Genomic DNA, 18,489 nt, shown 5'->3' on the forward strand with positions numbered 1-18,489 from the left:
TGTCAAATGGGCTTGCCTTTTTAAATTTATACGCTGAATCGTTGCCGATAGCCGCATTTTCTGCATAGCTCCTCAACGACCTCCCGCCTGGAGAATCCATCGAACAGCTTGTTGGCACGTTCACCTTCTACGATATCGGAGAAAGGAGTCTTATGAATATTACCCAGATTGATGACGCCTTCCCCATCCAAGCAACAGGGAACTACGGTACCGTCCACGAGAATCGCCGCCTGGTTCCTGAGCGCGTGGCAAAAGCCCTTGCCTTCATCTTCGGCTTCCTTCAAATCCGGCCATTGAAATTCATGGTCCTGGTTCAAATAAACCCGGTTGGCAATCTTCAGCCCACTGCCTCGGACGAATTTCTCTTCAATTTTATAATCGAGCTGGAACTCCCGTTCAATGATTTCCAGCACCTCACGGTTCCGGCTTCTTTCGATATTTGTCGTGTTGTCCGTATCCAAATTCCATAAGCGCAATGAAAAAAGCATAGGCGTCGTCGCAACGGCTTCCTTCACAAAATCAAGGATATTGGTGATATAGGCTTCCTTATTCGTGGATCCTTCATGCCCATCAAAGCTGTGTAAGGAAAAATTCATTTGGCGTAGAGCCGGCTTATTTATAATTTTATGCTTGTTTTTCACGATTAAGGTTCCGTTGGTTGTAATATTGACCTTAAAGCCTCTTTCATGGCTTAAATCCAGCAATTCATCAATCTTGGGATGGAGCAAGGGCTCGCCCTTTACATGGAAATAAATATAATTGGAATGCGGCTTAATTTCGTCCAAGGTTTTGGTGAAATCATCTATTTTAATAAAATTCGATTGGCGCTTTGTTTGCGGGCAAAAGGTACAGGCCAGGTTACATACACTTGTAATTTCAATATAGGTTTTTTTGAACGTTTTCAATCATTGTCCACTCCATTTCTATAAGCAGGCTTTCGATGCACATCAACCTTTTCATCTCTTCCAAGGCATGCAAAAAGCCTGCAATGAGTCATAAGTATGCTCATGCAGACTTTAAATCGTTACTATAAATATAGCATAGTATCCGGTCAGAATATAGCCGAGTTTAGGTAGCGCGAAACGATAACACAGTGATATCATCGCGTTGCCGCTCATCACCCATATAGGCTTCCAGCTCTCGCAGGAACGAAGCCTTCTGCTCCGCCATAGATAAATCGCCATAACGGACAATCATTTCTGCAAACCGTTTTTTGCCGAATGAGTAATCGCGCTCTCCGCCGTTCTGGTCGAAGAATCCGTCTGTAGTCATGTAATAACGCGCCTCGCCAATAGGCATTGTATGGTTCGTATAACCATAACCAGACGGTGTATTACGGTAACCAACGCTTTTACGGTCTCCCTTCCAGGTTTGGAGGCCGTCATCATCTACTCTATGCAGGGAGCAGGAGGCACCGGCAAAAATAACATGGTCCGTTTCTATCGAGCATATGCCGATATCCAAGCCATCATCCGTTGTTCCTTCACTCTCGTCTTCCTGGCCTAGGGTTTCCTTCAGGATGCTGTTCAAGCGTCCGAGAATCGCTGCCGGATCCTCCAGCTCGCCGCTATCGGCTATCCGGTTTAAAGCGGATACAGCCAGCAAGGTCATAAAGGCACCTGGCACACCATGACCGGTACAGTCACCAACAGCAACCAGCGTTTTATCTCCGAGCTGCTTCGACCAGTAAAAGTCGCCGCCCACTACATCCCTTGGCCGCCAAATGACGAAATACTCGTTGAATAACACTTCGAGCTGATGCGTCTTGGGCAGCACGGATTCCTGCAAAAGCTTGGCGTAATTGATGCTATCCAGCATCTCCTGATTGCGCTCGAACAGCTCCTTCGTCCGCTCCTGAACCTGCTTGTCCAATTCTTGGTTCAATATAATAGCACGTTTGTAGGGGTTAGCCAGCTTGCGTGAAATGTAGTAGAAAAAGAAAACAATCGAGACCATGGACACGGCTACGGCCAGTACCGTATTCCATTTAATCGTGCGGAGGAAAGCTACCGTTTCCTTGCGCTCAACCTCGACTAGCAAATGTAAATCCGTGGATTTGAGCGGATAGCTGATTAAATCCATTCGCTCTCCCGATTCATCCTCATATTCAAAAATATGCGTACTTTTATCGAACTGCTTTAATACGTCCAGCCGTGTGGAATCCGTCATCACATCACTTATATTTTTACCATTATGTCCATAGGAGTCTGACAAATAAATGGTGCCCTTGCTATCGATCAGCCATAGATTAATGCCCTTGCCATCTTTGTAGGAAGCGAAATTATCCGATAACTCATGCAGGTTAATACCTACACCGACTACAGCAAGGGGCCTGTCCACTGGACCTGCCAACACATTTACGAAGGCAAAGGTATCCTTCAGCTCATTATTGTAATCGAAATTGACCGCCGCTTCCTTTCTGGAGGCAATCGAATCAAAAAACCAGCTGTCGTCTTGGTCCTTCTCACTCAAGGTATCGATAATTTTACCGGTTTCATCCCAATACCGCCGCGTTTTGGAGCTTGCTATAAAGGTCGTGCTGTAGCCAAGCTTTTGGTGCAGATAGGCGGTTTTCTGGTGGATCAAAGCTTCAAACGCCAGATCAGTCTCTCCACCTTCGAGCCACTTCAACAGTGTGGAGTCATTAGCTAACACCAAGGAGGTTTCGATTTCTTTGTCAATCCGTGCATCCACTTTGGCCGAGATCGATTCGGCAATCGTCACCAAGTCGCGACCCTTCAATTTTTTGACGACCTCATTTTCCGTAAAAAAGTAAACAAAGGTTCCAATCAATACAATGGAAAACACGATTAAAACACTGGCAAAAATCATAACCTTCGTAACACCGGAATCAAATGTAGGCTTGCTTTTCAAGTCTGAGGCGCTTGGTTGGGGGTTGGTGGAGGAAGCAGGCTTAATAGACATGATTAACACTCCTATACAAAAGCTTTCGACAAGTATTCGACATATTAATCTTTCATACCTGCCAGCCTCTGAAAAAAGCACGATGCCAAAGAAGCCAAAACCATATGGCAGCGTTTTGGTTCCCATTGTGACCAGGCCGGCTTCCCCAGCGACTCCAATTTTCAAAAAAATAGATCGGGTCATCTGATGACTATATACATAAGAGGAGCACCCGAGTAATTGGCGGCAATCCTACTTGCACCTATAGCCCCTCCCAAGCAGTCGGTGAGGAGCTGTAGGCGCCAAATGCATTACAGAGCTTTCCATCGGCTCTAGCTCTAGCTGCGGCCATTATGCTGTAGCTGCGGTCATTAATTGCCCGTCACACTATCAATGCCTGCGAAGATCGCTTTCAATCGCTGGATATCCGCCTCCGGCAGGGGCGGCCTGTTAGCCGACTCGATGTTATCGGCAAGATGCTGTAAATTACCGGTTCCCATTAGCACGGAGTGGACGCCGGGCTCGTACCTGCAGAAACGGTAAGCGGCATCCATAATGCTTTTCGCCCCATGCTCGTGAACCAAAAAGTCCAGGCCGTTCTCCCTGTCTATTTTATTCTCATCCAAAAGCCCTTTGGCGAAAAGGTCGGCAACAAGCTCGGCTAAAGCATCCGGGCGCGATAAAGCCCGCCTCACAGCAAACATATCAAGAATGCCGATGTCCTTCGCTAGGGTAGTGGTAAATATTTTGTCCCGTGCACTCTGGTTTAACAGGTTAAAGCCGATCATCATAACATCCCAGCAATCATCCAGCACCGCTTGTTCCGCCATCAAATGGCTGGGATCGGTGCCAAAAGCCTCGGTAATGCCTAAAAAGCGGATCTTGCCCTTTTCCCGCATTTTGATCATTTCGGGAACCAAATACTCGGCGGCATAAGCATAATCCTTGAGATGCACACCATGTAAATGATAAATATCGATATAGTCCGTTTGGAGATTGGCCAAGCTGGCGTCTACACTTTTTTCGAAATCCTCCGGTTTTTTGAGTAGTTTATCCTTTTGCAACGAATACTTCGTGGAAATGATAACCTCTTTCCTATTCAAGCCTTGCAGGCCGGCGCCCACTATGTTTTCCGTACCGTACGCTTCCGCAGTATCAATCAGGTTAATGCCCAGCTCTACGGCTTTTCCGACGATTTCCGAAGCCTGTTCTTCGCTTTTTACCGTTTGCATCCCAAGCCTGCTACTCCCGCCAGCACCCAGACTGATTACGCTTACATTTAACCCTGTTCTGCCTAATTTTACATAATCCATTAGAAACACTCCTCCTCTTATTTTCTTCAATTGTATTTTTATTTGCTCGTTATGTCCACAACATTTGCCTCGGACGCGGTAATTAGATGCTCGCCCTCTAAAAATATTTGCAAGCCACGCTTTCCCGCACTGATGCTAACAGGAGCAGCATCCGTTACGGTTTGATCCAAGAAAAAAGGATATTTCTTCTTCATCCCAAGTGGTGAAACGCCGCCACGAATATAACCAGTTAAGCCCTGGATGTCTTTTACCGCTACCATCTCCACCTTCTTGTTACCGCTCAGCGAGGCCAGACTTTTCAAATTCAGCTCCTGGTCACCCGGGATACAAGCGACAACAACGCCGGATTTATCTCCTTTTAATACAAGCGTTTTAAAAATTTGATTGGGCTGAAGCCCAACCTTCTCGGCAACGGTATAGGCATCCAGCTGGCTTTCCTCCCATTCGTATTCATGCAAAGTGTAGGGTATGTGAAGTATATCTAATAGGCGGCAAGCATTCGTTTTGGCAGCCATCGTTCTTGCGTCTCCCCTCTATAAAGTCCATCAGCAAGTCTATCCAGCTCAAGTGTAACAAAAAAGGCAGCGGCAAGCACGTTCCTGCTTGCCACTGCCCTGCTGCCAGTAATACCTCCGATGGGCTTCGGAGGCTTGTCGTCGGAGGCTTGCCGTACTTCATGCATCCGCCTAAAGCTAAGTCTAAGCCTTCAGCTGTGATAAAATTTGCGGATCTTTAATTTTTGTATCCTGGGCCAGCAGTACAATCTTGGACAAAATCTCTGCGCTTTTGGGATCCTCATCCATAAACGGCAGGAACAGCTTGCCCCTATGCTGCGAATGCACCGGGATAATCGCCAGTGCGCCTTTGGCCTGCTTATGCACGATGCCGCTGCCGAGATGGACGCTGTATTCACCCAGCGTGCCAGTAATCCGCGCATGGTTGCCTTCCAGTACCACATTGTCGACCTTCAGCAAGCGCAGCGACTCACGCACGATGACGGAGCGGATGCCAATCGTGGTCAAGCTCGCCTCAGGATCGACGCCGCCCACATGCGCCACACTGACGACCAGATCAACATCCCGCATCACCTCCGAGAAAATCATCGGCGGTACCTGGTCGAAGCTTAAGCTCTTGTACGTTTTTCTATCGAAGAAACGAACCGTTTCCAGGGTTGGACTCTCCACATCGGAGGGGGAGAACCAGTCGGCCAAGGCGTAGATGCTGGCGATCACATTTTCTTTGTAATACACCTTCTGTAGGCCTTCCTCATAGCTCACGGTCCACATCCGGCTCTTAAGCAGCGCAACGGTTTTGCGTGGCTGTACCTGATGCCCCGCATAGCGACGGGATAACGTGCCACTTGCCAGCTCATCCTCATTAGGCATATACAATTCCCGGTAAATTTGCTTAAATGGCTGCTTTAGCTGGCGGTCGAATACATCCTTTTGATACAGGCTCCACAAGCCGCTTTCGAAAAAATGCAGCGGATGCGCAATGATTAATGAATCATCGCCATTAATCGGATATTTCTCGCCATCAACCCCTACCAGCTCATTATCCTTAAAGTAACCTAAATGCCCATCCACTTTGAATACAAGCGCACCTACCAGAGGAGAAATGACCGGATTGTCCATCAACAGACTGATTTCATGTAAGGCGAAAATGCTTCCCGCCTCCATCGAACGCTCCAGCTCTGCCTTCGCTCTCTTGTACTGCTCCGTGAGCTCCGATTTCGTCTCCTTAAGCGCCGTGATATAGTCATGCTTCTTGTAGCTGGCTGGTATTGTTTTTAGCTCCTTGCCTTTGCGCGTCAAACGGATGTCCGACTTTCCATTATCTGCAATGATCAGCTGCGCGGTCAGGTCTTCGAGCTCCTTCGGCTCAAAATAATGCAGCAGGTCATCCAGCTTCCTGCCCTCCATATCCCAAGTCATCCGAATCACATCGGCATAGCCGCCATTTCGTGCAAGATTGTCCAAAGCAATACTCGCCGCTTGGGCTTCACTGACCCTTCTCTGCGCACCGAATGCTTTGCTTTCCTTCAAAAATTGATGAATATATTCATAACGCTCCCGAAGGTCGCGGTCACGGTTTTTGCCCAGAGGAATTAAGCTATAGCTAAGCAGATTGTCCTTGTTCCGCTTATCCTCGACGGCTTGCTTCACCTCTTTGAGGTTCAGCTTGCCCAGCACGGCATCTGCGAAAATTTGCGAGCGCCTATGGTTCGACCCGCCCGATATATATTTGGCGCACTGGTACAGCATTTGGAATCTCTGCTCGCCCAGCTCTTGATAAGCCTCCTGGAACCAGTCGATATCGAAGGCACCATCCGTGAAATCCCTAGGGGAAATCGGCGAATAATGCGCCACGATCGTTTCCTTCTCCGCTGAGAAGGATTCATTGATGTGCGCGTGGAAATACCAAGCAGCACTCCGCAGGCCGCTCCAGCCCAAATAATCGGATATAATCTCGACCCACTGCGGCGCATACATCGCGGCTTCCAGCAGCCTTTGCTCGGAAATTTTCCTATTCTCTAGCAGCTGCTTCAGCAGCTCCTTATCTTCCCCTGCCTTCGGCTGGCAAACTTTCAGCAGATGGCTGAAGGTTTCCTTCTTGCCCGTCCCATATATATATCCACGCACAAAGGTTTCCTTATCGAGCCTGGATAAAACCTCTACAAAATAGTCCATACCCTCGATAACCCTAATACTGTTGGCAAGCTCTGTCACCTCTGTAGGCAAATCGCCCCGGCCCAGCTCAATTTCCAAAATACGCTCGACCACCTGCTTATGAAAAGGCACCATGGAGGGATGCTTCTCCAGAAACTTATATCTGGTTTCGGTGAGGCTTCGAATATGATAGTCACTCCGCTGCCTGATTAGCAGCTCTTTGAAGAGTGTATCGTCATCGATGAGCGATAGGTCGTACGCACGGGCAAATTCCTCCAGGGCCAACCGGTTATAGTCATAGTTGTGGATGTGGTACAGGTAATAATGCCAGCGAAAAAAAGCGAGAAAGGACTCATCATTATGGATGTAATTATGCTGCCAACCGCGCCAAATGGATACGTAAAAATTAAGCAGATTTACTTCCTCTTCTTCCTTCAAGCGATCCGCTGGAAAAGCTCCCACAATCAGGCTCACTACGCGATCGGCAATCGCGAACTTTTCGGGAATCGGCTGGTCTGCCAGAAAAGCCGTTATTAGCTTCTTGGACTGTTCCGCATAAGGGTTAATTTTCAAGTAAGAAGTCATGTCCTTGAGCGTTTCCATCGGATAGAGCTGCTCCAGAAACTCCTTCCTCCAGCCCTCGGCAGGTCCATAATGCTTGGCTTTGTATTCGCTCAGGCTGCCCGAATAATAGAAGTAGATATCCTCCGCTTTGCGGTAAAATTCAAGCTGCAGCAGCTCCGCTGTCCCAAATCCGCTTGCTTGTAAATAGCCCTTCCAAACATCGGAAAGCGGGAATCGGTCGATTTGTTTGGATGGATCATCCTCAGGGTATCTCCACTTCAATGTGCTCAAATTGCCACCCAGCAGCACCGTTTGCTTCGCAAGCGCATAATCCTCAAACTCATACTCCACATTGCGATGCTCATGGATCAAGTCACTCAAGCCTTTAAAGAAATCATTGATTTGCTGCTGGGATAGGCTGAACAGCCCTTTCACTTCAGCTAAAGCCGAGAGGGGAAGCTGCTCTACCATAGTCAATGCCTCTATTGTGCTGGTAGGGTCAAACAATCCGAAGCCATTGGCTGCTGTATAGGAATCGGCTTGCTCCAGCTTATTCAACAAGAGCCGTTCCTTATCCGTTGGTGCTTTGATTAGGGCAGCCTTCTCCTTCAAGCGGTTGAATAGCTCCGCACGTTCGGGCTGTGCCTTGAGCTCCGTCAGCATCTCAAGTGCAGCTAGCCGCTGCAGCTCATCGCGGCTCTGTATCAGCAGCTCTACCACGTTCTCCAGCTTAGCCGCTGGCTGCTTCAGCAGGATTTCGATCGCGCTCTGTCGAAGCGCCCCTGTCTTGAGCTTCAGCACGCCTGACATCGTCTCGATTTCATCTCTGTTTAAATCGAGCTTGGCGGCTTGCTTGAGCGCGGTTTGGCGATTGCTCATGCTTTTATCAGCCAGGCTTGCCATAATGAAGGTCCGCTGCGCGAGATTAGTGGGCTCGCTCATGAATTTATCCAGCAGCTCCCCTCTAAGATCAGGGGTAATTTTATCCTTAAAGCCAATTAATTCCTCAATCCATTCCGGGTCCATATCATAAGCGGTCAAATAGATCATCTTGTTGACAATCGAATCGACGGTAAGCGTGACGGCCATCCACTCGAACACTCTGGAGTTCAATGTGAGTTCTTTCTGGGGCATGGCATGGAACATCGCCGCAAACTGCTCGAACTGCTGCCTTCTGATTGCTTTATCCTCCAATAGCGGGATACGATCCACACGAATCTTGCGGACGTTACCGCCTTCTTCGGATACCCAAGTGTAGTCATGCTGATAAGAATAGTTGTAGACAACCCAGTATTGCAGCTCATGGTCCCCTACCCCCAGCCATTCGCGGGCAATATCAAACTTCAACGGTTTATTCTGGCTCTGCGCCAATACATATTGGGCAACCACCTTTCGGTAGGTTTCCTTATCGTTCATCAGATAACGGATCTTACCCTCCAGGTCCATTTCCTCAATGACGGCAGTAGCCCAAAGACTCATATAAATTTCATTCACATTGTTGCTTTGCAGCCAATCCTCGCGCAGCTGCTTGTCGCCCAAACTAAGCCTCGCGTATTCGATACATTGCTTCGCCACACGGGCATCGGCCGCCTCAATTCCTAGTCCCGTCCATACATCCAGCGCTCGAACGACAGAGCTGTAGCGGATCAATTTATGCTCATTGATCACATTAAGCATATAAAGCATCGCTGCCAAGGTGCCTTCATCCATTTTCTCGACGATACTTTGCCTTAAGCCCTCTTGCAGCCTCGCAGCAACCAATAGCTCGCCTATCATCTTGTAAACCTCTTCATTATGGCTTAAAAATGCACCCGAGATCATAGGAGCAGACAATAGCGCCGTATTATTATCGCCGTAAATAATAGTCTTCAGGGCCTGGAGCACGGCTTCATTATTGTGGTCGATTTCATAAGCAATAACATCGCTGATGGCCATATCCTGAATCCAGTACATATCCTCCGAGAAATAACCCGGAGTGGTCAAATAATCAATCGCCCTAAAGTCGAAGCTTTGCAAATGCAGCATGGACGTACATTTTACAATGACACGTTCCACATGCGCCTTTAAATCCTGGGTGCGAAATGGTTTTCTGGCGTAGCCGCGGCTGTAAGGATATTCGGTTATATGCTCGATTAAATAGGCGAATATGGGAGCCAAGTAAGGCTCCAGCAGCTTCTCCATAACGACCTGAAGCGGATCGAACAGCTGATGACCTGCATTTTGGGATAATAACGTATGTAAAATTCCGCCTATCTCTTTAACGACCTCATTGTTGGTATAGCTCATTTTAGCATTCTTAAGTACCAACGCCGCCAATTGACGATGCGCTTCACTGATATCGTACTCTTTTGCTTGCTCCTCCAGAGTTGTAAAATACGCTTGCTGCTCGTCCCTTTTCATCCATTCATCTCCCTATTACTTTATCTTTCCGGCCATCCCCATGGATCCACTACCTGAATGCTTCGCCTAGCTTAAACTCCCTGACTACCCTGATCCCCCTTTCTACCATAATCTCCCGGCCAGCATTGTGAACCGGATCAAAGCAATGTCATCTCTTTCTTGCACAACCAACGGCGCATCCAGCTGCTCAATTTCCACATCATTAATAAACACCTTGTACAACCCATCCTCAAAGGCAACAATTGCTGCATCCAACGCCTCCTCCAAATCAGCTTTTTGTTCATTATAGATAGCTCCAAAGCCAACCTTACCCGTACTGCCCTGAACATCGATTTCACCTTGGGTCAAAAAAGAAACAAACGTCACACCGGTTTCGCGCGCATTATATTGTGATACATGGTTCGTGACCACATCGATCAGTAAAGAACGCAAGCTCTTGGGGGCTTTACTTAACTGCCATTCTTTCTTGTTCAGCACTTTATTTTTTTGGCTCAAGCTTTTTACCGTTATGTACACAATCAATCCTAACTACCTCCTATATCGGCTTTTTCACAGCTTTTTGCACGACAAATAGGCGCAGCGCTACTGCTGCGAGCCTCTACAATCGCAGACTGGTCACCTCTTATCCCAATGACACTTAGCTTACGATACTTCAAAATAGGATACTTAAACTTTAAAAATGAAGCTTTAAAATTGCCGCACTCCTTTATGTCATTAACCATTTTTCCTCATTTAGAAACATTTACCAACCAGAGCTCATCGAAAAAAAAGTAATATCCTTGTATTCAATCACCGGATATTTCGACGTCGAATTGGCTACCTGCTGTCCGTTTACGTATATGGCAGGCGGAAGATTCCCCTTGACTGTACCAGCAGGAATTGTTTCTTTGTGCGGTGTGTAGGCTGGAGCTGGAGGTTTGGCCGCCTTGGTGCTAGTACCGTCGCTGGAGCTGGAGGAGCCTCCTCCACCATTATTTGATAGTGGTACTCACCATATTTTAGCCCCCACTTTTCACAGTTCGTTCTACAAGTGTGGCCCCCACTGGCATCCGTTCGTCCGGCATTTTCTAAAGGCTTGCTTGGATGGAAAGCGGATTACTATGAAAAAGCAAAAAAGGCGAGCCAAGCGAAACGGTTGAAAGACCCTTCTGCTTGGCTCGCCTTATATACGCAACTCTCTTGACACCAATCTATTAATTCTCGACAACATCAGTAGCACGGCTATAGAAAGCTTCCAGCTGCTTGACGATCTCTTCCTTGCTGTTGTCCACAATTGTCTGGTACTGCGGCATCACCAGCAGCTGCTGAATCTCGGCAGGCAGCACCTGCTCGATATTACATAGCTTGATCGCTTCGTCGAATTTCGCAGGATGTGCCGTCGCAAAGGATACACAAACCTCGTTATCGCCACTATAGGTTTCGTAAGCAGCAATGCCGCATGCTGTATGGGGATCAAGCAAATATTCATGGTTTGCCTTATATTTGCTGATCACCTGCAAGCATTCAGCGTTTTTGACTCCATAAGCGGCAAACTCTGCATGTACCTGCTGCATAGCCTCCGCACCGATGACGATTTGCCCTTCGTCTTGGAACTTTTTCATATAGGCAGAAACTTTCTCCGCATCCTCGCCGACCAAATAGTACAAATACCGTTCGAAATTGCTGGCAATTTGAATATCCATAGAAGGGCTGTAGGTGCTTAAGAAATCACCTGGTTTGTATTCACCGGTTTGGATAAAACGTTCCAGAATATTGTTTTCATTCGTTGCAATAATAAGCTTGTTTACGGGAAGCCCCATTCTTTTCGCCAGGTAGCCCGAGAATACATTGCCAAAATTGCCTGATGGAATACTGAAATTGATTGATGCATCTTTATTCGTTTTCACCACTTGCAGGTAAGCGTAGAAATAATAAACGGTTTGCGCCAAAATACGCACAAAATTGATCGAATTGATCGCACGCAGATGGTGCTCGCCTTTAAAGCCAAGGTCACCAAACAGCTCCTTAATGATGCGCTGGCAATCGTCAAAGTTTCCTTTGACCGACAAATTCAACACATTGGCATCATTAACCGTAGTCATTTGCAGCTCCTGCACCTTGCTGACCTTCTGATGGGGATGCAGCACACAAATGCGGATGCCTTCCTTCCCACGAACGCCTTGAATCGCCGCGGCTCCCGTATCACCGGAGGTAGCCCCTAGAATATGAATAATCTCGCCTTGCTTCTTCGATATATAGGAATATAGCTCGCCCATAAATTGAAGGGCAACGTCTTTGAAAGCAAAGGTTGGACCGTGAAATAGCTCCAGCACATAAAGCTTGTCTGTAATGGGCTTCACTGGCGTTATGGCCGGATCGCGGAAAGTCGAGTAGCTCTTGGCTACCATTTCCTTCAGATCCTCCAGAGGGATTTCATCGTTCACATAATACAAAAAAATTTCCAGGAACAGCTCCTGATAGCTAAGGTTCTCCCACTCTACCAAGGTAGCAGGCGAAATAACCGGTATTTCAGCAGGAATCATTAGCCCGCCATCATCAGCAAGACCCATTAGCACAGTTTCAATAAATCCTCTTGGTTCCACATTGCCTCTTGTGCTTATATACTTCATGTTCATATCCTCCATTAATTCCTTAATTCATCACCTCTATTCTACCTCTATTCGCAGTGATAACCAAGTCATAAATTGAAATTTGTGCTCTACCATCTGTTCTGACAGAAAAAGCCTCTATCCCTTAAGACAGGACAGAGGCTCATACGCTAGTTGTAGTACCACGACCACAGCCTATTGCATGCCATCTGCGATAGCGTCAAAGTACTGGTCCATAATCACCACATTCGTTGTGAACAGCTGCCCGAACAGATCCGTTGTCAGCCGGTCATTCTCAACATCAATGCTTGTACGGTAACGCAGCTCCCCATCAGCCGTGTCCATCTCGAAGCTGCCAACCGCCAAATCGTAGTTTTCCTCGATCAGGAATACAGCCATCTTCGTCCGCTGCTCTTCAGGTACCATCTCTGGATAGATCGAATACACGATGCATAATTGCTTCTCTTCATCAGTACGAACCAGGACTATCCAGCTCCCTCGCTCTCCGGTAAATGATAAACGCAGGATCGTTTCCTCGATCCACTCATATTTCATTTCCATCCTGTTTAGATGTGCTTCCACAATCCCGTTCATTGTGGAGCTGGATTCAGCGGCTTTCGATTGCGAAGTAATTGGCTTCGCCCATATCGTGCGGTATCCTCTTTTCAATGAACCACCATCAAGCGCTTCAGGCAATACCACTTGCTGTTTCACTTCTGTAACGAGCCAGCTTTCACTTAACCGAAGGGCATTCCCTTCTGCCGAGTCCTGCAGTATGGCCTGCAAAACTTGCTCAACCTCAGTGCCATTGTGTAAGGCAGCTTTCAAGAGGCTATGCCTTAACACGGCTCGAAGCTCGATAGATCGGTCTTCCTCGAAAATCATATCGGCATCGCTACTTCTTGCTGCAGCGAGCAAACCCATCCATTCATCTGATATCATTTGTTGATATACGTTCCGTTGCACCTCGAGGGTGAGCATGCATATCGTGGTCTCATCTGCCACAGTCAGGCTAAGCCGTTTGGCAGTGGCCTTAAGCGTGTCACCTGTTAATGTAATGAGCACTAGTTCGTGGTCCATATCCAGCTGTGACTGAGCGTCAGCGCCTTTCTCCTTATCTGTCATGGGTTACCCTCCTTTATCTGCAGATCTTCAAGAATGGACACAGCTTCACTATTTATCATTATGGAGTTACTGGAACTACAGGAGTTACTGACGCTGTCAAACCCACAGGAGCCGATGTACTCGCTGGAGCTACTTGGGCTCCTGTACTCCCTGGAGCTACTTGAGCTCCTGTACTCCCTGGAGCTACTTGAGGTCCTGTACTCGCTGGAGCTACTTGAGGTCCTGTACTCGCTGGAGCTACTTGAGTAGTACTTGCTGGAGCAGAAACCGGACTATCTGCTCCTCCTCCTTCAAAACCAAATCCCTCATATTTTAGATCCTTCTTCTTAGACAATTCTATTTTGCCAAGTCGCTTGGATTTCTCTACTGCTACTTTAACAATCTCTGCATCTACTTCCAGAGACTTCACTTGGCTAGCTTGTATTCCTATTTGCCAATCACTTAGCGTTCCAGACTCATCGTATTCTCGTTTGAAACTCACAGCCAGCTTCAGTGCATTTGCCAGAGCAATTTTGTTAGCTTGTTCAATGGCAGATGCACCCTCCTCTTCTCCGGGAAGCCAGCTTCGCATGGTATCATTAATGGTATCGTCGCCCTGAATTTTCTCTGCAAAGCTAGTTCCAATACTATCGAAGTAATTACCTGTGAAAAGTGCATCAGTACCCGTATCCAGCACAGCTCCGCCTGCTCGTGCTCCTCTGTCTGGCTCCGTAGCTATAGCCTTCTTGATCAGTCCGGCAATATTCTTGCCCCCGCCTACAGCGGCAGTTACGATCTTGGCCGCCCATGTGGTGAAATCTCCGGTTTCCTCTCCGAATTGTGACGGGATGCTTGCCGAGAGATCCAAGGAAAGTTCCCTAAGTTTACTAGGTACACGAGGTGTAGTAGGTGTTGCGGGTATAGCAGCAGTTCGAGTCACAGAGCCTTCCACGCCAAAGGCAACCTTGTCTTTACCAAATCCGATTTCAACCTCTGTCTCTGCTTCAATCGTATTGAGAACTTCGCCTTTGCCAATACTGGCAGCTCGAGCGGCTGCCGAAAGCAAATTTCCTGCACTGTCCTTGCCCTTCGTATCGATAAGCTTTTTAGAGTACTTGCTGAGTCGTTTATATGCAAGCTCGCCAGAAAAACTCGCTACGCCTACGTTGGCTTCCATGGCAAGCTTAGTCAGCAAGCCAACATTAACCTCGGCATCATCATCCATACTCTGCTCCTCGATCATCATTGCCCATTTCTCAGCTTCGTTCAGCTTCTTTTCTGTTCCCTCTCCTGCTTCGTCAGTTTTCCCGCCTTGACCCCAGAAGTGGCCAGCCGCTCTTTCAGATACGTTGTTCCGCATTTCTCTATAAAGACCATAGGATAGTAAATTCATCACACTGCTCGTATCCTTACCCTTCGCTTCGAGAAAAATGCCGAACCGAAAGTTAGCATCGAAGCCAAAGGTTGTGAACCCGCCTCCAAACGTAAGCTGCGTGTTGACAGTTAAATCCTCCGCTTCTCTCTCCGCCTCGCCTCCAAAGCCAAATAGGAAATAACCCGTGCCCCCACCTACAGCAGATGCCACTGGAATTTTCAATTCAATATCCATTGAGGTTGAATCACCCGCATTGGGTGTAGAAATATCAATTAACTTGCCCACACTAGTTAATCCGGTGGTCAAATCGCCCGCTACGATGGATTTCTGTATCACGGTCTTAGCAACAGCTTTTGTTTTTTCATCATCTGTGATAGCCGCGGTGACCTCTCCCGCTCTAATCGGAGCACTAGCAGCAGCAGTCGCCGTTTGCTTCGTACCCTTGGTAAGCTTTCTCGCATCAAGCACGGCTAGATCTTTGTTATTTTTAAGCAATATTTCAGCATGCGTCGTGGCTGCCGCCATACCCGCGGCTCGAATTTTGTCAGCCGCATTTCTGTCCTTCCTCGCAACATCATAAGCTGAGCTTTTTCCCACTCTTTTCAATTCTTTTATCGTATCATCCTTAGGAATAATACCCTCAAGAATTAAATCAGCCTCAGCCTTCATTACATCGTCCACCAGAATCTTGGATTCCTTATGGGCTATGGTTTTAGCTACCATTTTCGTATACTCGGCCTTCATTGGTTTACTAGCAGCATCAGGAAGCGGTGTTCCGGAAACCTCGGCATCAATCTGCGAGTTCACCTTAGTTCGCGCGCTTTTCTTAAGTCCCTCGCGATAAACGTTTAGCTCCTTCGATCTTCTAAAGGCTCTTCGACCTACGCCTAATTTAGATAAAACAGCCTTTTTCATAGGATCAAACAATACGTTTTTATAGATCGCTCCCATATCATAAAGATCCGTAGTAACTGCAGCAGTACCAATACCAACGGTTTCGGTACCGACAACTTTTTGGTCAACAAGTATACCCTCTAAGGCATTCCGTTTTGCCAATTCATCCGTTCCGACTGTCCCTACGTCTATCCGATCGAAACCACCGGCTGCTCCAGCAGTAGAAGTAAATTTCGTGACAATAGCTGTTTTAGAATCTTTGATAGCCTCTGCAATCAATGCCTTTGAAAGAGCATTCAGCTTTTTCTGCGCTTCCGAAGCAGCTTTTTTCTTCTGTTTATCGAATGCATCATCATTTAGGCTAGGTGTGACCACATCGTAGGCTTTATTCGCCTCTGCTGTCATCCCATTAGTATCGCCAAATTGGGCAAGAGCGACTTCTTCGGCATACGATTTTAATTTGGTAATCATAATCGCATCTGCACCCTGCACAGCATATTTCTTGGCATCTTCTTGCTGTGGCGTTACAGGCGTAGAACCAATAATCCCTAAACTTACAGTAATTTCCTCGATCACCTTTGCTTTAACATTCGCACGAATGTCAGCAGCCTTCGAATCCGACGTTAAGTATGTATCAAGGTTATTCTTCACTTTGCCTCTCATATCGGTAACAGAAGCAGTTATCATAGGTACTACCTTCGCATCGCGCTCTGTATTCATATCCGTTCTACGTTGCTCCGCAGGTGTTGGTGCAGGTGCTGAACCAGCGGAGGCAGATGCAGTTGCACCTCCGGCTCTCTGCACGACGGAATTTCCATTATCCATCCTTTGTACCATACCTTGAACAGCCCTATTCCCAAGGGTACGTTGTAGTTGCATCATTCTTGCAGGGGTTAACTGGCGGGCATCCATAACAGTTGTTGATTCCGTTTCAGCTGTATTTGATCTCGATTGAGTGGAAGTTTGGTTATTCGTCGACCGATGTTCCGATGCATGTTCGCTCACAAGGAAGCCCCCTTATACCTGCTATGTCACGAGTTGTACACTTTCCAATAACTTTATTGTAACACCTCAATAACCTCATCGTATACAAATAGTAATCGTTATAAAAGAGAAATTCGCACCTTTTCAAGGATCCATGCGAGTTCATGATAAGGGTAAAGAAAGAAAGGGTATAATAAATACAAGGGGAGGGTGACAGCGATGGCAGACAACGTTTCCAAAGAAAAGCGCAGCAAAATTATGAAGTCCATACGCTCCCAAACCCAGTTGGAAAACAGCGTAAGCAAGGAGCTTTGGAGGCGCGGGCTGCGTTTTCGCAAAAACGTAAAAAACCTGATGGGCACACCGGATATAGCGATCAGCAAATACAAGGTTGTCATCTTTATTGATTCTTGCTTCTGGCATTATTGTCCCAGACACGGGCATTTCCCCAAAAGCAATGAAGATTACTGGGCGCAAAAAATATACCGTAATTCCAAAAGGGATTATTTTGTCACCAGCACTTATATCTCCCACGGCTGGCATATCTTGCGGATCTGGGAGCACCAGCTTAAAGAGGATTTTGAGAAATGCATCCATTATATTCTGCAATTCGTCGAGCTCGCCAAACAGGCTAATAATAAAAAATAGAACACCGTTCGCCTGAGAGGCTTTCTTGAAAGCATCACGACACAATACTGTCATTACTAAAGTCTTTTTTTTGTATAATGACTACTATCGTTCACGTTTATGTAAATTATTTACATTGCATGAAATTTACATAAGGAGTAGAATTAAGTTATTAGAACGCTTGACCAACTTCATAATTTGATCATCATCGCTGAATTTTCTTTTTGAAAACCGGGGGAACCAAGTTACTTGGGGTGAATCGATGTGTATGTAGATGCACATTGTAGGGCTACTTCTCACAGTCCGAATCCGTCAGCTAACCTCGTAAGCGACAGTGGGAAGGATAGCTGTGTTGATAAAACACAAGGTCTAGCCTTGTGTTTTTTTGTTTTCTAAATTAGAAAACTATCTTCATCACATATGCCGAAGGTTTTTCCCACACCACAACTAATACCAGAGCAGGAGGCGTTAATTATGGTTCAGAAAGAAAAACTATTTTGCTTATTTGAAGGGTTAAACGAACGTGACCAAAAGGCTGCTTATGAATTCATTCAATCGCTGGCACATCATTCCGCTGAAGGTCAAAAAATCGAGCTTTATGGCAAAAATTATTTTGTCGTTCACGATTGATCAAGCCATCATTTCTATTATTGAGGAATTAAAAGTTACTCAGGGATGGGGTTGTGTCCCCAAACAATCGATCCCAAATAATATGCAAAAGAACCTTCTTACCCACTATTAATGTGGGGCGAAGGTTCTTTTATTTGCATGCCACCCGTATCAGTCTTTACGTGATATCTTTACTTTTGGCTCGTGTAGATACAATCGCAGCTGTTTTAGCTGTGCTAAAAGGCTTGTTGTTATTGTTAGTTTCCAGCCCTTTGCTGGCCGCCAGGTTTTTACCGAAGGTTTTTTTGGCAGCCTTCTTTTTCTCACTGCTTTTCCACCTTGTCCAGCCCTTACTATCCGTTCCCCTACCTGTTCCACCCTTACCCTTAGCCATGTTATCACTCCGATAGTATCGTATATGGTGTTGCCTATATTGCAGCTCCGCTATAAGTTTTGCA

13 protein-coding genes, 1 pseudogene and 1 riboswitch are annotated in these 18,489 nt (G+C 46.8%); of the genes and pseudogenes, 2 read left to right on the forward strand and 12 right to left on the reverse strand.

What is annotated here, in order from left to right; genetic code table 11:
* Positions 1–26 precede the first annotated feature (26 nt).
* The 11 genes and pseudogenes from G9U52_RS06865 to G9U52_RS06915 form a co-directional block, all read right to left on the reverse strand.
* Positions 27–905 (reverse strand): radical SAM/SPASM domain-containing protein, encoded by an 879-nt coding sequence (locus G9U52_RS06865; protein WP_166147614.1) that lies wholly within the window; start codon positions 903–905, stop codon positions 27–29.
* Between the two features lie 163 nt (positions 906–1,068).
* Positions 1,069–2,925: a SpoIIE family protein phosphatase gene (locus tag G9U52_RS06870; protein WP_166147616.1), complete on the reverse strand. Its 1,857-nt coding sequence runs from the start codon at positions 2,923–2,925 to the stop codon at positions 1,069–1,071.
* A 350-nt stretch (positions 2,926–3,275) separates the two neighbouring features.
* Positions 3,276–4,217: an aldo/keto reductase gene (locus tag G9U52_RS06875; RefSeq protein WP_166147618.1), complete on the reverse strand. Its 942-nt coding sequence runs from the start codon at positions 4,215–4,217 to the stop codon at positions 3,276–3,278.
* 38 nt (positions 4,218–4,255) lie between these two features.
* Positions 4,256–4,732: a Cys-tRNA(Pro) deacylase gene (gene ybaK, locus G9U52_RS06880; RefSeq protein ID WP_166147620.1), complete on the reverse strand. Its 477-nt coding sequence runs from the start codon at positions 4,730–4,732 to the stop codon at positions 4,256–4,258.
* Positions 4,699–4,899, reverse strand: a complete 201-nt coding sequence (locus G9U52_RS06885) for a hypothetical protein (RefSeq protein WP_166147622.1) — start codon at positions 4,897–4,899, stop codon at positions 4,699–4,701. Before G9U52_RS06885 ends, ybaK begins: the two co-directional genes overlap by 34 nt.
* 16 nt (positions 4,900–4,915) lie before the next feature.
* On the reverse strand, positions 4,916–9,850 hold the full coding sequence (locus G9U52_RS06890) for a DUF4132 domain-containing protein (RefSeq protein ID WP_166147625.1): 4,935 nt from the start codon (positions 9,848–9,850) through the stop codon (positions 4,916–4,918).
* Positions 9,851–9,952: 102 nt separating this feature from the next.
* Positions 9,953–10,366, reverse strand: coding sequence for a hypothetical protein (locus G9U52_RS06895; RefSeq protein ID WP_311764821.1), 414 nt, complete (start codon positions 10,364–10,366; stop codon positions 9,953–9,955).
* A gap of 385 nt (positions 10,367–10,751) precedes the next feature.
* Positions 10,752–10,909 (reverse strand): annotated as a pseudogene (locus tag G9U52_RS41600) (YHYH domain-containing protein); the annotation flags it as partial.
* A gap of 134 nt (positions 10,910–11,043) precedes the next feature.
* Positions 11,044–12,459, reverse strand: a complete 1,416-nt coding sequence (gene thrC / locus G9U52_RS06905; protein ID WP_166147630.1) for a threonine synthase — start codon at positions 12,457–12,459, stop codon at positions 11,044–11,046.
* 174 nt (positions 12,460–12,633) lie between these two features.
* Entirely contained in the window at positions 12,634–13,563 is a 930-nt protein-coding gene (locus G9U52_RS06910) for a type III secretion system chaperone family protein (RefSeq protein ID WP_166147632.1), read from the reverse strand.
* Positions 13,564–13,621: 58 nt separating this feature from the next.
* Positions 13,622–16,816 (reverse strand): hypothetical protein, encoded by a 3,195-nt coding sequence (locus G9U52_RS06915; RefSeq protein WP_166147634.1) that lies wholly within the window; start codon positions 16,814–16,816, stop codon positions 13,622–13,624.
* Positions 16,817–17,014: 198 nt separating this feature from the next.
* On the opposite strand from G9U52_RS06915, the gene G9U52_RS06920 reads away from it, so the two are divergent.
* Together G9U52_RS06920 and G9U52_RS06925 are read left to right on the forward strand one after the other, a co-directional pair.
* Positions 17,015–17,443 carry a very short patch repair endonuclease gene (locus tag G9U52_RS06920; RefSeq protein WP_166147636.1) on the forward strand — a complete coding sequence of 143 codons (429 nt, stop codon included), beginning with the start codon at positions 17,015–17,017 and terminating at the stop codon, positions 17,441–17,443.
* Positions 17,444–17,621: 178 nt separating this feature from the next.
* Positions 17,622–17,768: riboswitch (cyclic di-AMP (ydaO/yuaA leader) on the forward strand.
* 128 nt (positions 17,769–17,896) lie between these two features.
* A complete protein-coding gene (locus G9U52_RS06925; RefSeq protein WP_166147639.1) occupies positions 17,897–18,052 on the forward strand; it encodes a hypothetical protein in 156 nt (51 codons plus the stop codon).
* 157 nt (positions 18,053–18,209) lie between these two features.
* On the opposite strand, the gene G9U52_RS06930 is transcribed toward G9U52_RS06925, so the two are convergent.
* Positions 18,210–18,425, reverse strand: a complete 216-nt coding sequence (locus tag G9U52_RS06930) for a DUF3934 family protein (protein ID WP_166147641.1) — start codon at positions 18,423–18,425, stop codon at positions 18,210–18,212.
* Between the last annotated feature and the right edge of the window lie 64 nt (positions 18,426–18,489).

It is taken from the genome of Paenibacillus agricola (assembly GCF_011440305.1).
GTDB classification, from domain to species: domain Bacteria; phylum Bacillota; class Bacilli; order Paenibacillales; family NBRC-103111; genus Paenibacillus_S; species Paenibacillus_S agricola.